Raw genomic sequence first — 13993 nt, 5'->3', positions numbered from 1 at the left:
GGGGTATAGACGTAATAGTTTATAGATACCATCTATACGATATGGCAAAAGGAAAAAAAGATCCGAAAGAAATCTGGGATGCAATTTCAGAGGATCCCTCTGTGAAGCAGGAGACGTCTGAATCCTTATGGGAAAACATTGATCAACGGATCCAGAAAAAGGAACGGGCTAAAAGAAAAAAGAGGAAAAGTATGCTACTTATTCTTCCCGTATTGCTGTTAGGAGCGTGGTTTATATTTCAACCCAAAAATGTAGCAGAACAGTACACTTTTGTTACAATGAACAATCGTGACACTGTATACCTTAAAGATGGTAGCCATATCATCATGGAACCCTTTAGTGAGCTGACTATATCTACCGAATTTGGGAGTAGCATACGAAAAGTAGCTTTCAGAGGGAAGGGATATTTTGATATCGCTAAGGATAAAAATAGACCTTTTCAGATTGATGCAATGGATTTTGATGTTGAAGTGCTGGGTACAAAGTTTGATCTTATTCAAACGGATACCGACCATCGGGTGCAATTATTTGAGGGAAAAGTTAAGATTAATAAAGACGGGAATACAACCTATTTAATGCCCGAAGAGGCCTGGTGTTTTAAAGCGGGATCGACACAAAAGCATTATATGCTACCATCCGCTAAAAGAACTTTTAAGTTTGACCACACTGAGCTAGCTATCGTATTACAACAACTGGAAGAATCTTACCAGATGAAAATAGCTTATCCAGATAGCCTAAAGGACAAAGTTGTGAGTGGTGCTTTCAGTGGTAATTTTGAGGATATCCTACAGATTATATCTTTCCCATTAAACCTAAAACCGACGCGAATTAATGAACAACAATATAGGTTAAAATAAAAAAACACCGGTAACAGCCATTACCGGTGAATAAATCAATTCAAATAACTAGAATCAATTTTCAAATCATTTCAAATTTATGAAAAAAAACAGTTTTATAGCCTCTGCTATACTTTTTTCATTGTTTTGGTCAGCATTTCCTGAATCGACAAATGCGGCCCCTTACACTCTTGGTCAGCAGGCCAAGCTAAAATCACTGTCCTTACGCTCCGCGATCAACAACTTAGGCAAGCAGTTTGGTTACCAAGTGTACTATGTAGAAAGTGACCTGCAGGGACTTTATGTGGAGGAAACAGCGCTTCAGTTTAAAACGATGAACGAATCCATAGATTTCCTCAAAAGGAATTTTCCGCTGGATTTCTTTGTTAAGGATAAGGTTCTTACGGTAAAACGTTTGATGAAGACAGCTAAACAACAACAGATCCTAGTTGGTGTTATCCGTGATCAAGACAACAAACCTGTTAGCGGTGTTACGATAGAATTTCTAAATAGCAGCGTTAAAACATTGTCTCAAGCAGATGGGAGTTATCGACTAGCTGTGCCCAATGTGCCAGAAAAAGTTTTGATGGTTTCTCATGTGGGCTATGATACCTTCCGTACAACAATAGAGAGCCAAGATCAGCTTGACATTAAATTAAATACCAAAAATAGATTGTTGGATGAAATCGTGGTGATTGGGTATGGCGAGCAATCTCGGGCGAAAATCGTGGGTGCTGTCAGTAAGATTGACGCCAAAAGCCTAGAGAAGACTGCGGCGGCCAGTTTTGAGCAACAATTGGCAGGGAAGGTTTCTGGTGTTGTGATTAATCAGGCCGATGGCCAACCGGGAGCGAGCGCTCAAATTGTCATTCGGGGACGAGGTACATTGACTGCTGAGGCAAGTCCTTTGATTGTAGTTGATGGTTTCCCGCTATCCGAAGGAAATACATTAAACTCGATCAATCCTTCGGATATAGCAAGTATTAATATTCTAAAAGATGCTGCATCCGCAGCAATTTACGGTTCACGCGCTGCCAATGGTGTTATCCTGGTGACAACCAAGGAGGGAAAGATGGGGGCCGAAAAGACCAAAGTAGGCTTTGATGCTTATTACGGTTTCCAGCAGCAGACATCAGGCGTAAAACTTGTGGACGGTTATCAGTTGGCTCAATTCCTGTCTGAAGCTCGAGATTGGGGCTATGTATCCAAAGATCCAAGGAATCGCAGTGCTTCTGACCCAAATTCGGTACGTGTTACGAAAAAAATCAATGGCAAGAACATTGATGGGAGAGAGCTTTCGCTGGATTATCTAAGACCTTATCTCGACGGTCAGCAAGGTTTAACAAATACAGACTGGATGGATTTAGCGTTTCGAACAGCGCCAATGTCCAACTACAATGTTAATATTAGCGGTGGCGGCGCGCAGTCAAAGTTCTACACCTCACTGGGGTATTTTAACCAAAAAGGAGTCGTCATCGGGTCTGATATGCAACGTTATTCTGCTGCCGTTAATTTGGAAACCAAAATATCAAGTAAACTTGATTTCGGGATTCATCTCAAACCAAGTTATACTCACCAAAATGCACGAGATCAATCTAGCAGAAGCGATGGCGCTTTGGGATTAATACCACTTTCTTTCCCATTTTATAGTCCTTACAAGGCAGATGGTAGTTTGAATATCAGTGACCAATTGGTACAAGAGCAACGTATTCTGGAAGGGGTAGCGATTAATGGTACACCCGTGGAGAATTTGCTAGCGACGTCAACATTGGTCAAAAAACTCAACCAGCGGTTCAAAACATTTGGTAATATCTTTCTCAATTATGAGATTATTAAAGGGTTAAAATACCGTTTTAGCCTAGGTGGTGATTACGATTCCTATTTAGCCGACTTCTATTATCCTTTAAGTGTTGGGGCATACCGGATTCCTGCGCCCAGACCGGACGCAGATGGAACACAAACTCGGATATCAACTTATAATTATCTCGTAGAGAATACCTTGAATTATGACTTCCGAATTCAAAAGCACTCATTTAACGTATTGATAGGTCATACTTTTCAGAAAGAACGGATCAATTTAAATAAAACTACGGGGACAGGATATGCGGATGACAATATCCAGAACATTGCGGGGGCGAGTGCAACAAGATCAGTTCCTAAGATTGGTATGTGGACCTTAGAATCCTTTCTTTCCCGTATTCAATATGATTATGATGCAAAGTATCTCGTCTCGCTAGCGCTACGCCGTGATGGTTCCTCTCGATTCGGTGAAAACAACCGATGGGGAAACTTTCCATCAGCATCCGTTGGATGGGTTATGAGCAAAGAGAATTTTTTTCCTGAAAATGATTTTCTAAATTTTGCCAAATTAGCTTTAAGTTGGGGAAAGACAGGAAATAACCAAATTGGCAACTATAGTTCTTATGCGTTGGTTACCAATGTGAATGACTATACTAAATATAACTATGATTATCTCAATGGATCAACGGTTGCACCAGGGTATATTACGAGTACATCTTCCAATCCCAACCTTGGTTGGGAAATTGCCAATGCACAAAATATAGGCTTGGATCTAGGGTTTTTAAAAAATAGGTTAAATCTCTCACTGGCTTATTACAAAACGAATACCAAAGGATTATTGCTCAAAGTACCTGTTCCGGCTCAATCAGGTTATAGTGAGGCGCTTGCAAATGTTGGTGAAATGGAGAACGAAGGTTTTGAAGCTCAATTATCCGGTAATAATTTTATGATTGGTAAGGTCGCTATTGGTTTTAATGCCAATGCTACGCGTAATAGCAACAAAGTGTTGGCGTTAGGGCCGGGGCAAAACAAGATAGCCACTGGTGTCGATCAAAATTTCGTGACTAAAGTAGGTGGTTCTATTGCGGAGATCTACGCCTATACCGTTGATGGTGTATATAAAACGCAGGCAGAGATAGATAATTCGCCACATCTCGACGGAACGCTGACAGGGGATTATCGCGTAATCGATGTCAACAACGATGGTAAGATCAATGAGGAGGATAAAACCTCAAAAGGTTCATATGCACCAAAGTGGACTTATGGTTTTGGCTCAGATATCACATATAAGCGATTTAACTTTAGTTTTGATTTTGCCAGTATTTATGGACGGACATTGCTGGACGGTGATATGTCTTCACTGACTGAATCCGGCGAAGGCTTCGCTGTTCCCTCGCAGTACTATTTTGAAAACAGATATCATCCCGAAAACAATCCCGGAGGGTTTCTGGGACAGCCTAATTTTGGTAACTTTTCCAATAGCCGAAAGCTGGTGCGCAGTTCTGTTGTTGTGCAACGCAATAATGGCGACTACTTTCGGTTACGAAATGTGCGCCTCGCCTATAACTTTGATTCAAGCTTTTTGAAAAAGATAAAGTTAAGTGACCTACAGCTTTATGTTTCAGGTACAAATTTATTTACAAAAACCAAGTTTAGGGGCTGGAATCCCGATGGTACCACCATGGAAAATATTCTAACATCAGGATACAATACAGGAGGAAACTATCCAATTGCTAGAACAATAACTTTTGGACTCAAAGCAACTTATTAAAGATAACCATGACAACATCGTTTAGACGAAATGTCAATAGAGAAATTAATTATACGAACGGAGTTTATTGAGATGAAAAAAATAATCTACATATTTTTGATTGGTTCGGCTACTATGCTGAGCTGTACAAAGGAACTTAAGATCTATCCTGAAACAGAGAAGGTTGCGCAACGGTTTTACCGAAATGAAAAGGAAATCGAAGAAGCGATAAATGCAACCTATGGTTCTTTACAGTTTAAAGGAATCTATAACTTGGGCATGCTGGCTATTGGTGAAATCCCCGGTGAAGACGCTTATGATGAAACTCCTGCCAATGATAATGGCGAGTATGGCATGTTGGACAATTTTACCAATATACCACAAAGCGGCCTCATCGAGGCAGTTTGGAGAGATCACTATATGGCTATTCAGAATGCAAATATTGTACTCAACAGAATTAAGGACATTTCGTTCAACAAAGAAGAATTGAAATCAAATAGGATCGGTGAAATGAAGTTTATCCGCGCCCTGCTTTATTTTAATTTGGTACGCTGTTTTGGGGATGTGCCACTTGTGGTTGATGAGATTAAAGATCCACAGGAGCTATTTGGTCAGGGCCGTACAGAAAAGGCAAAGGTTTACGACCAGATAAAAACAGATCTTAAAGAGGCTATTGCTTTGCTGCCAACACGTACAGAGTCCAATAAAGGCCGCGCGACAAAATCGGCTGCGCAAACGTTAATGGGGAAAGTCGAAGTAACCTTAGGTAATTTTCAGAATGCCAAAACCTTTTTGGATGAAGTGATTAGTCCTGCCTCAGGACAAGGGTTGCTTGATGATATCACACAGGTCTTTCCAGTGGCCAATGAATTAAATAAGGAAATTATTTTTGCTGTTCAGTTTGCTTCAGGTGTTAATTCCAACAGCGAAGGTACTGACGCTTATCGGATGTTTAATCCGACGGGACGTGTGGAAGGAAAGATGACTGGAACCAAAGGTCATGGTGTGCTGAGTAGCAAGTTCTATGGTCTATTTACAGATCAGGACAAACGTAAAGGAAGTTATGTCAAAAGCTTAGTTTCAGGCTTAGCCTATAGCAATAAAATTGCCGTTCCGGTGACTGTCGTTGAAGATGCCGGCAGTGATTTTGTTGTCTTGCGTTATGCGGACGTATTGCTGATGCTTGCTGAAATTGAAAATGAATTGGGCAGTACCACATCAGCTTTGAAATACCTTGATCAAATCCGGATGCGCGCAGGTATAGGCCCTTATAAAGGAGCTTTGACAAAACAAGATATTTTTGAGGAAATTGATATGCAGCGTCGCAAAGAACTCGTTTTTGAAGGCCACCGCTGGTTTGATATTATCCGTCGGGGACGTGCTGCGCTGCTTTTGGGATTGACAGACAACAATAAGTTGTTGCTTCCTATTCCTGCAAGCCAGACCGCGACTGATCAGAGTATCTTACAAAATCCAGGTTATACTAAATAATTAGAAAATTGAAGCTTTTAAATCCATGAAGATAAATATCAGGCTGTTTTATTTCTATATGCTGCTACTTTTTGTACAGCAGTTACCAGCACAAGAGAGGGTTGCCAGCACTACGAACATCGAGCGGACAACAGCGCAACTGCGGAATTCACCCAGTGAAAAAGTTTGGGTCATTGCCCATCGCGGCGATTGGCGCAATGCGCCCGAAAACTCCGTTCAGGCAATCAAAAACTGTATTTCAATGGGGGTGGATATGGTCGAGATCGATGTACAACTGACTAAAGATGGAAAAGCGGTATTAATGCACGACTCCACTATTGACCGTACAACTACCGGAAAAGGAAGGGTCGGAGACTGGACGTTGGACAGTCTAAAGAACCTATTTCTCAAAGACGGACTCGGTATAGCCACGTCACATCGTATCCCAACCTTAGAAGAAGCATTGTTAACCTGCAAGGGGCACATTCTTGTTAATATTGACAAGGGTTTTGAGTTGTTCCCTATCTGTTATGCGATTGCTAAATCTACAGGAACGCTGGATCAGATCGTGCTTAAAGCCAATAAATCGTATGAGGAAATCAAAGAAAAACTGGGTAAAGGCTTTGAAGAGGTAAGTTTCATGCCAATTATTAATATGAACAGTTCCAATGCGAAGGTTTTATTGGATAACCATCTTCGAAATTATAAACCCATTGCGGTAGAATTCACGATAAACAAGGGCCAGGAGGACATATTGAAAAGATTTCAAGAATTACGGCAACAGGGGATCAATATCTGGGTTAATTCACTCTGGCCCAAGCAGAATGCTGGGCATGATGACGAAAGAGCTGTAACTGACCCATCCATTTATGATTGGTTTCTGGAGAATCATGTTAACATGATTCAAACCGACCGTCCGGCGCTTTTGATAAAGTATTTAAAGAGCAAAAAGCAGAACCCATGAAGATGATTAGAAAACTAGGAATGTTAGTGCTATTCTTCGCATTAGAAGCACCATTACTGTTGGCACAGCTATCCCCGGTCAAGCATGGAACTTCAGTACAGCAGAAATTTCCGTTTTGGAAAAAAGGGTACATGGATATACATCACATTAATACAGGGGAGGGAAATTGCACCTTTATTATGATGCCCGATGGGACACGTATCTTATTGGATGCTGGAACAGTGGATAAAAAGGGTTTTGAGAAAAATAATGCGCCATTGAAAGCGATCGGTCTCCGCTACGCATCGACTGGTACCATTCAGGATGCGCTGATTGAGTACATAGAGTGGGCCACTGGGAGCCAGCGAGGTCCAGTAGTGTTGGATTATGCTGTTATCAGTCATTTCCATAGTGACCATTATGGTGCCGTAATGGATCTGCTGCCGAGACTGGATGTTAAAACTATCATTGACCGTAGTTATCCAAATTACGACTTTCCTTTGGATCTAAGAGTTAAATTGAAGGATGATAAGTTATTTCAGCGATATCTCCAATTGGTTGATAGTCGTTTGTATACCATTCAATCTTTGCAAGTTGGACGTCAAGATCAGATCGTGTTGACAAAAGATCCTAAAGCTTTTCCAATGGTACATATTCTGAATATCAAAAATAATGCGCAGGTATGGAATCCCCAAAGTAATGAAAGGACTGAACTTTTTTCAGCTAGAGATATGCTCGACTTCTACAAAGGGGGGTATAATGAAAATCCATTGAGTATGGCTTTAAAGTTCCGTTATGGTAAGTTTGACTACTATGCTGGTGCTGACAATACCGGTTTGCACGACGGCTCAGTACCATCTTGGTTTGATGTAGAAACGTCTATTGCCAAAGCTGTCGGACGAGTCGATGCGATGGTATTGGATCATCATGGAAATCGCGATGCTAACAACGCAAACCTTATAGCGACGCTGGATCCGAAAATTGCCATTCAACAAGTCTATAGTTCAGATCAGCCCGGACAAGAAGTTTACTATAGGCTGCGGAATTTGGGGAAGCGAAAAGAGAGGTTGTTATTCTCAACCAATATGCATGATGAAACTTTGGTTACTTATGGTCCATGGTTCCAAAAGGGATATCAGTCATTTCGTGGACACGTTATTCTTCGCGTATTTGAAGGTGGCCAAAGTTACAAAGTATATGTATTGGACGAATTCAATCGTACCGTTAAATGGGAAAGCGGACTTCTAACCGCTGATGACTAGAGAACCTTGCCGATTGTATCAGAACCATAGGTACAATTTAGATAACCATTAAGAATTTATTGATAATTAGGCCACTTTGGACAACCTCAAAGTGGCCTTTCTATTTATTGGTGGCATCTCGGAGGCTGAAAATGGTAAATAAAAGGAATATCGATAATTACAAGAATAGATTTACGAATATTAAATTGTAGCAGACGGATATTAGTATTTGCACTAATTTGAGAAACCAGATATTGATATTTGTGTTGTATACATGGGGTACCGTCCGAAGTCATTCTTCTTTCGAAGAAAATTACTATTTCATGGTTCCCTTTCTATAATAGCTATATATGTATAAAATTAATATCATTTATTTTATTACTTTATTTTCCCTTTTTTCTAGCTACAGTAATGCTCAGATAGGAAATAAGGCAATAGACACAGAAGTACGTTCGACGGATAAGGGGTCATTGTTCTTTAACAGAAATAAAACTGACCGTATAACTTTACCATTTGGATATTCAGATATTTCGAAACAAGGGAGCATTGACGCCATTCTGTCTACCATTCAGAATGAAAATAAATTGAAAGAACTCCATGCATTAAACTTTGAAAAAGTAATCAAAAAAGATCTGATATTACTTCCCGAAGAATATGATGTTTTTCTGCCATTTAGTGAGAATGTAAATGAGCAATATGATAGGATTAAAATTGCATCTAATTTTCTGAGTTATGGAGTGCATTCATTGTACTTTGTGGCTGTATATAATACCGTCCGTTATGCTGAACCGTTTATTGAAAAAGTGTACTTAATTTCAACGAAGGACAGTAAGCTTATTGATATGAAAAGAATATATCTTCATCATGAGGGGGAAATGGGATTTGCACACTATAGTTTATTTAACATCACTGAAAATTATATAATTTCCATACAAGATTATGCATTTAGCGAAGACCCCTTGACATTAAGACCTTTACGAAAATACCAGATTCTTCCGTCTGGAAAATTTTCTAGATACTATGATAATGATGGCTTCTACAAAAATGATGAGGAGCAAGGAATGGTGAAAAGCCATAAGAAAGAAGGGAAATGGATAGAGTTTAAATCAAATGGTCATATTGATTTACATCGGTATTCGGAATTCACGGATCCCTATACTTACTTGGAAGCGGAGTATAAAAATGGTTCTCCTGTTGGAACATGGAGGTTTTATAAATTACTGCAAAAATACAATGAAGAAACCGGAGAACCTATATTAAATACCAGGAAAAAAGGACGGTTAATTTATACCGAAATATATAGCGATGGAATATTAAAAAAACGAGAATTTCGATTCTAAGAAACCAATTTAACAGATTGGTCTTTCATTTAGGGTTCATTACCCGCTCCTATTGTATCTATTTGGGGTAATGCTTTTTATTCCCACAACCAACTGATTAAGCCTTAAAACTTATCGCACTAGCCAAAACGCTTGAAATACTAGTCAGTTTGTGAGAAATTGCCAGATATTATCCTGCTGAAACTTGCTGGGAACCTTTTTCATATATTATAGAACACCAACAGATCTACTTTTTGGGAAAATTTTGGATATAAGTGTAACTAGAAAATAGTAATTTTATAAAAAATGATTGTAAAAGCTAATTCAACAGATTTGATCCAAGCCGTTAAGATTCTTGACGAAGTTAAAACACATATGCACGATCAAGGGATTGATCAGTGGGATCAGGAATATCCGAATAAAGACACGCTTAAAGTGGATATCGAGAGGGGAGAAGGTTTTGTTTACATAGAAAAGGGTGAAGTATTGGCTTATATGGCGCTTAACGAACGCTATGATGAAGAATATAATGATTTGAACTGGGAGACATCAGTTCCGTTTATTGTTATTCATCGTCTCTACGTAAAACCCTCTGCTCAAGGAAAGGGGATCTCAAGCCAGATGATTCGTTATGTAGAGCAATACGCTTTAGAAAATCGATATAAATCGATTCGTTTTGATGCTTTTTCGCTGAATAATCAGGCAAATGCTGTATATATAAAAAAGGGATATAAATTTGTTGGTACTGTCACTTTTCGTAAAGGCTTGTTCAATTGCTATGAAAAAGCAGTTTTATAGCGTTTTAATCATGTGATGAAACGACCTGTGCTCATGTTATCTGAAATCCAGTCCATATGACAGTGTTTTATGCTGTGATCGTACTCCTTGACCTTATAATCGTTTACACTTTGTTTTTCCAGTTGTAGAAAGGCAAATGTATGAGAAACCTTCCAAAATGTCTCAATTGTCAGGGATGTCAGTTTATTTAAGTTAATCCTTGAAATCTGCTGTGCTAAGCATTTTAATTTTGTAATTTTAGGAGATGAATATTAAAATCCACTTAAACTTTCTATAAGTTGAAATATGCGTTATTAACATGAGCGAAATTCTAAGAGATCAGTTTCAGAAGATTATTGCTATCCAGCCCGAAGAATTTGATTACATATTAGGTCACTTTACATATAAAAAGTTTAAAAAACATCAGTTTTTGGTACAAGATGGCCAACATGTTACTTTCGATTATTTTTTGCTTTCAGGTTGCGTGAAATCTTACTATAGTGATGAAAATGGAAAGATGCATATTTTACTTTTTGCATTAAAAGATTGGTGGATTACCGATTATGAAGCCTATTATTACCAGAAAAATGCGATTGTCAATATTGATTGCTTAGAAGATACCGAAGTACTGTGTCTGAGTAACGATAATAGAGAAAAACTATGTCGTGAGTTCCATCAGATCGAACATTTCTTTAGAAAGAAAACCAATCGTAGGAATGTTGCCTTGCAGAATCGGATCCTTTCTTTGCTGAGTAGTAGTGCAAAACAGCGTTATGAAAAATTTCTATTAGAGTATCCATCGCTTGTACAGAAACTACCAAAGCACATCTTAGCATCTTATCTTGGCGTTAGCCGGGAAACCCTTAGCCGACTTTATTCCACAAAATAATTTTGATCTATATCACATTTTTTTTGTGCGGTAGATCCTTCTATAGTAGTAGAAATAGAGTGAGTTTTACATTGTAAAATATTAAAAATGTAAACAATGTGGAATGACACAAAACTTACTCGGTTACTAGGCATTGATTTGCCTATTGTTCAAGGACCTTTCGGGGGAAAAATATCATCTACAGATCTCGCTGCTATCGTGTCCAACAGTGGAGGATTAGGCTCTTATGGCTGTCAACCTTTTTATGCAAATGAAATTATTGCAATTTCAGAAGAAATTAGGGAAAAGACCAACAAGCCTTTCAATCTCAATCTTTGGGTAAAAAGTCAGGATGATAAAATTGAGGATTTTAATGAACTTGCCCTTCGGGAAGTAATTCAACTATTTAAACCCTATTTTAATGAAGCGGGAATAGAGCCACCCCAGTTTCCACTCCCTGATAGTCCGTCTTTTGAGAATCAAATTGAAGCTATTTTCGCAATAAGGCCAGCTGTATTTAGTTTCGTTTATGGCATACCCTCAGTAGATATTTTAGAAAAATGCCGCCAATTGAATATCAAAACTGTAGGCGCAGCTACCACATTGGATGAAGCTATTGCTATTGAAAATTCGGGAATTGATGCCATAGTCGCTACAGGCTTTGATGCCGGTGGGCATCGAGTCTCATTTCTAGATAAAGCTGAGGAAAGTCTCATAGGTACATTTTCCTTGATCCCTCAGATCGCCGATCATGTTAGGATTCCAGTTATAGCTGCAGGTGGTATCGCTGATTCTCGAGGCGTAAAAGCCGCATTTTCACTTGGTGCAGATGCGGTACAGATTGGGACAGCATTTTTGGCCACCCAAGAATCGGGTGCAAGTCAAACATATCGGCAGAAATTATTCTCAATTGAGGCACAATATACCACACTAACCAAAATATTTACTGGAAGATTATCTCGAGCAATCAAGAACAGATTGACAGAAGAATTGAAGGATTATCAAGAACAATTGGCTCCATACCCGTTTCAGGGCAAGATCTTGGGAAAACTTGGTGCGTATCCCGCGAATACAGAGTCTGATACCGAATTGAAACCATTTTGGTCAGGACAAGCGGCATCAATCTTAAAGTTCCGCCGGGCCAAAGATTTAATTGAGCACATCACTACTGAAATGACAACATTCGAATAAAAAAGGAAATTATCCGAAATTATTGCATAGCTGCAGTTATGATAAAGTTCCAGTCATTGAAGTATTGGTTTTTGCATTCATTAGTACTAATGTTCTAGACTGTGAAGTAAACGAATGAAAGACAGGGTTTTAATATCCTGCCTTTTTTTAAACTTTTATTAATCGCATTCCTTATGATCAATAACCACAGATGTTTTGTATAAATCGAAATAGTTCCATCCCACTAATACTATCGTAACGACATAATAAAATTGAGTGAGCTAGAGGACTTTCCTTATACTATGAGCTCTAACAATTAGAAAGCTGAGTGTTCATTGTAGTATATACATCTGTGATTTTAGAAAGCCATATTTCAATAACCTCAGGGGTGGCACGATCGGCTTTATCAAAAAAGAAATGCGCTGTGACCTGAAATCCACAATAGGTGTAGATACCTTTATCGGATGTCAGCAGTAATGCCTTATCCATACCGATAGTGCTATACTCTTCATTAGATTTTCCATGCGTATTGAGAATTATCGCTTGTTTTCCAGTTAATAGTCCTTTTTGTATACCCTGATCATAACGATAGGCAAATCCATAACTAAATACCCTGTCAATGTATCCTTTCATAATCGCAGGCATACCGGTCCACCAGATTGGGTAGATAAAGGTGACTATATCCGCCCACTTAATATATTCCTGCTCTTTTTTAATAAGTTCATTGACAATGCCTTTTCGCTGTGCTGTCATATCTTCCAAAGACAGCACAGGATCAAATCCGAGCGTGTAAAGATCTCTGACGATTACATCCTGTTTCTGCTGTACTAGATTTTTTTCAATAGCTTGTTTAAACTGACCATTCAAACTTTCCTGATTTGGATGGGCATAAATAATGAGATGTTTCATAGCGTTACTATATTTGATTGAACAGTACAAATTTAAAATAGGGCAAATCAGGAAAATTGTATGAAAACGAAAATAGCTATTTGCTGGTAGCTTGACAGATATCCTGCTGGAACTTTAGGTAGTTCCTAGGCGAAAGATTAATAAAATGTTTAAAGTCGTGAATAAGCTGGCTTTGATCATAATAGCCGCATTTATCGATAATTTCAAACCAGTTTACCTTTTCTTTGGAAAAATCTATCTGTTGAATCAATTCAATCGCTTTAAAGAAACGATGATAACGGATGATCTCCTTGGCGCTGAAACCAAAGTGCTTTTTATGAATCAATTGAATGTTTCTTTCACTTTGCCGCGCTTTTTCTGCAATAGACTTGATTGGATTTATTGTATCCGATTTGAAATTAGCTAATAGATTAGAAGTTACATTTTGAAGGTTGAGATAGGGCCGGCAGAAATTGAGAATATGTGCCACCTTTTCCTGTACACCATCTATACTATTCAATTGTGCCCATAGACTAGTAAAACAATTTTCTTCCATTGCTTCATCGGGATGAATCGGCAAATGATTAGATAAAAATGCTTTGCCAAAAAAACGGTAGAATGAATCATCTTTGAAATTGAGAACCAGTATGCTGGAGTTTGGAGGGATACCATATTCAAATGCGGACTTAATTGGTCCCAAAACAATACATTTTCCAACCTTGATTTTCGTGTTTTGCTTGGAAATCAAAAATGCAGACGCTCCGAAATTAAAAACCATGATGGTTTGGAAAGATGGCAATAGGGTTTTGGTTATTGTTATTTCAGTCCTATTTTCCGCAAAATAAAAATGAGAGAATACTGTTTCAAACTCTGGAGGAGAGGGAATTCTGTAATCATAATATGTTAGTTTACTGGATTTCATTTTTATAGC

The 13993-nt window shown here is 38.6% G+C and carries 11 protein-coding genes; 9 read left to right on the top strand and 2 right to left on the bottom strand.

Annotated features, from left to right (window positions below):
• The first annotated feature begins 41 nt into the window (after window positions 1-41).
• From DFQ12_RS04405 to DFQ12_RS04365, 9 genes are all read left to right on the top strand, one after another.
• The gene (locus tag DFQ12_RS04405) at window positions 42-857 is read left to right on the top strand and encodes a FecR family protein (protein WP_120257791.1); all 816 of its coding nucleotides are present in this window, start codon (window positions 42-44) and stop codon (window positions 855-857) included.
• A gap of 79 nt (window positions 858-936) precedes the next feature.
• Window positions 937-4407, top strand: coding sequence for a SusC/RagA family TonB-linked outer membrane protein (locus DFQ12_RS04400; protein ID WP_120257790.1), 3471 nt, complete (start codon window positions 937-939; stop codon window positions 4405-4407).
• Window positions 4408-4479: 72 nt separating this feature from the next.
• Window positions 4480-5877 (top strand): RagB/SusD family nutrient uptake outer membrane protein, encoded by a 1398-nt coding sequence (locus DFQ12_RS04395; RefSeq protein WP_120257789.1) that lies wholly within the window; start codon window positions 4480-4482, stop codon window positions 5875-5877.
• 25 nt (window positions 5878-5902) lie between these two features.
• Complete coding sequence (locus DFQ12_RS04390; RefSeq protein WP_208642433.1) at window positions 5903-6820, top strand: glycerophosphodiester phosphodiesterase family protein; 918 nt, start codon at window positions 5903-5905, stop codon at window positions 6818-6820.
• Entirely contained in the window at window positions 6817-8061 is a 1245-nt protein-coding gene (locus DFQ12_RS04385; protein ID WP_120257788.1) for a ComEC/Rec2 family competence protein, read from the top strand. The genes DFQ12_RS04390 and DFQ12_RS04385 overlap by 4 nt, the downstream gene beginning before the upstream one ends.
• Before the next feature lie 329 nt (window positions 8062-8390).
• On the top strand, window positions 8391-9380 hold the full coding sequence (locus DFQ12_RS04380; protein WP_120257787.1) for a hypothetical protein: 990 nt from the start codon (window positions 8391-8393) through the stop codon (window positions 9378-9380).
• 285 nt (window positions 9381-9665) lie between these two features.
• On the top strand, window positions 9666-10157 hold the full coding sequence (locus DFQ12_RS04375) for a GNAT family N-acetyltransferase (RefSeq protein ID WP_120257786.1): 492 nt from the start codon (window positions 9666-9668) through the stop codon (window positions 10155-10157).
• Between the two features lie 298 nt (window positions 10158-10455).
• Entirely contained in the window at window positions 10456-11025 is a 570-nt protein-coding gene (locus DFQ12_RS04370) for a Crp/Fnr family transcriptional regulator (protein WP_120257785.1), read from the top strand.
• A 96-nt stretch (window positions 11026-11121) separates the two neighbouring features.
• On the top strand, window positions 11122-12195 hold the full coding sequence (locus tag DFQ12_RS04365; protein ID WP_120257784.1) for an NAD(P)H-dependent flavin oxidoreductase: 1074 nt from the start codon (window positions 11122-11124) through the stop codon (window positions 12193-12195).
• 288 nt (window positions 12196-12483) lie between these two features.
• Here DFQ12_RS04365 and DFQ12_RS04360 read toward each other — a convergent pair whose 3' ends face one another.
• Both DFQ12_RS04360 and DFQ12_RS04355 read right to left on the bottom strand, forming a co-directional pair.
• On the bottom strand, window positions 12484-13083 hold the full coding sequence (locus DFQ12_RS04360; RefSeq protein WP_120257783.1) for an NAD(P)H-dependent oxidoreductase: 600 nt from the start codon (window positions 13081-13083) through the stop codon (window positions 12484-12486).
• A 76-nt stretch (window positions 13084-13159) separates the two neighbouring features.
• Window positions 13160-13984 (bottom strand): helix-turn-helix domain-containing protein, encoded by an 825-nt coding sequence (locus tag DFQ12_RS04355; RefSeq protein ID WP_120257782.1) that lies wholly within the window; start codon window positions 13982-13984, stop codon window positions 13160-13162.
• Window positions 13985-13993 lie beyond the last annotated feature (9 nt).

Origin of the sequence: Sphingobacterium detergens, assembly GCF_003610355.1 — a bacterium.
GTDB classification, from domain to species: domain Bacteria; phylum Bacteroidota; class Bacteroidia; order Sphingobacteriales; family Sphingobacteriaceae; genus Sphingobacterium; species Sphingobacterium detergens.
The sequence above is the reverse complement of the archived record's forward strand: the minus strand, read 5'-3'. Positions and strand labels throughout refer to the sequence as shown.

Excerpts from the sequence above, each read along its gene's own strand:
- DFQ12_RS04395 (WP_120257789.1), top strand. The coding sequence starts at position 4,480 with ATGAAAAAAATAATCTACATATTTTTGATTGGTTCGGCTACTATGCTG.
- DFQ12_RS04375 (WP_120257786.1), top strand. The coding sequence starts at position 9,666 with ATGATTGTAAAAGCTAATTCAACAGATTTGATCCAAGCCGTTAAGATT.
- DFQ12_RS04400 (WP_120257790.1), top strand. The coding sequence starts at position 937 with ATGAAAAAAAACAGTTTTATAGCCTCTGCTATACTTTTTTCATTGTTT.
- DFQ12_RS04370 (WP_120257785.1), top strand. The coding sequence starts at position 10,456 with ATGAGCGAAATTCTAAGAGATCAGTTTCAGAAGATTATTGCTATCCAG.
- DFQ12_RS04360 (WP_120257783.1), bottom strand. The coding sequence starts at position 13,083 with ATGAAACATCTCATTATTTATGCCCATCCAAATCAGGAAAGTTTGAAT.
- DFQ12_RS04390 (WP_208642433.1), top strand. The coding sequence starts at position 5,903 with ATGAAGATAAATATCAGGCTGTTTTATTTCTATATGCTGCTACTTTTT.
- DFQ12_RS04365 (WP_120257784.1), top strand. The coding sequence starts at position 11,122 with ATGTGGAATGACACAAAACTTACTCGGTTACTAGGCATTGATTTGCCT.
- DFQ12_RS04355 (WP_120257782.1), bottom strand. The coding sequence starts at position 13,984 with ATGAAATCCAGTAAACTAACATATTATGATTACAGAATTCCCTCTCCT.
- DFQ12_RS04385 (WP_120257788.1), top strand. The coding sequence starts at position 6,817 with ATGAAGATGATTAGAAAACTAGGAATGTTAGTGCTATTCTTCGCATTA.
- DFQ12_RS04405 (WP_120257791.1), top strand. The coding sequence starts at position 42 with ATGGCAAAAGGAAAAAAAGATCCGAAAGAAATCTGGGATGCAATTTCA.
- DFQ12_RS04380 (WP_120257787.1), top strand. The coding sequence starts at position 8,391 with ATGTATAAAATTAATATCATTTATTTTATTACTTTATTTTCCCTTTTT.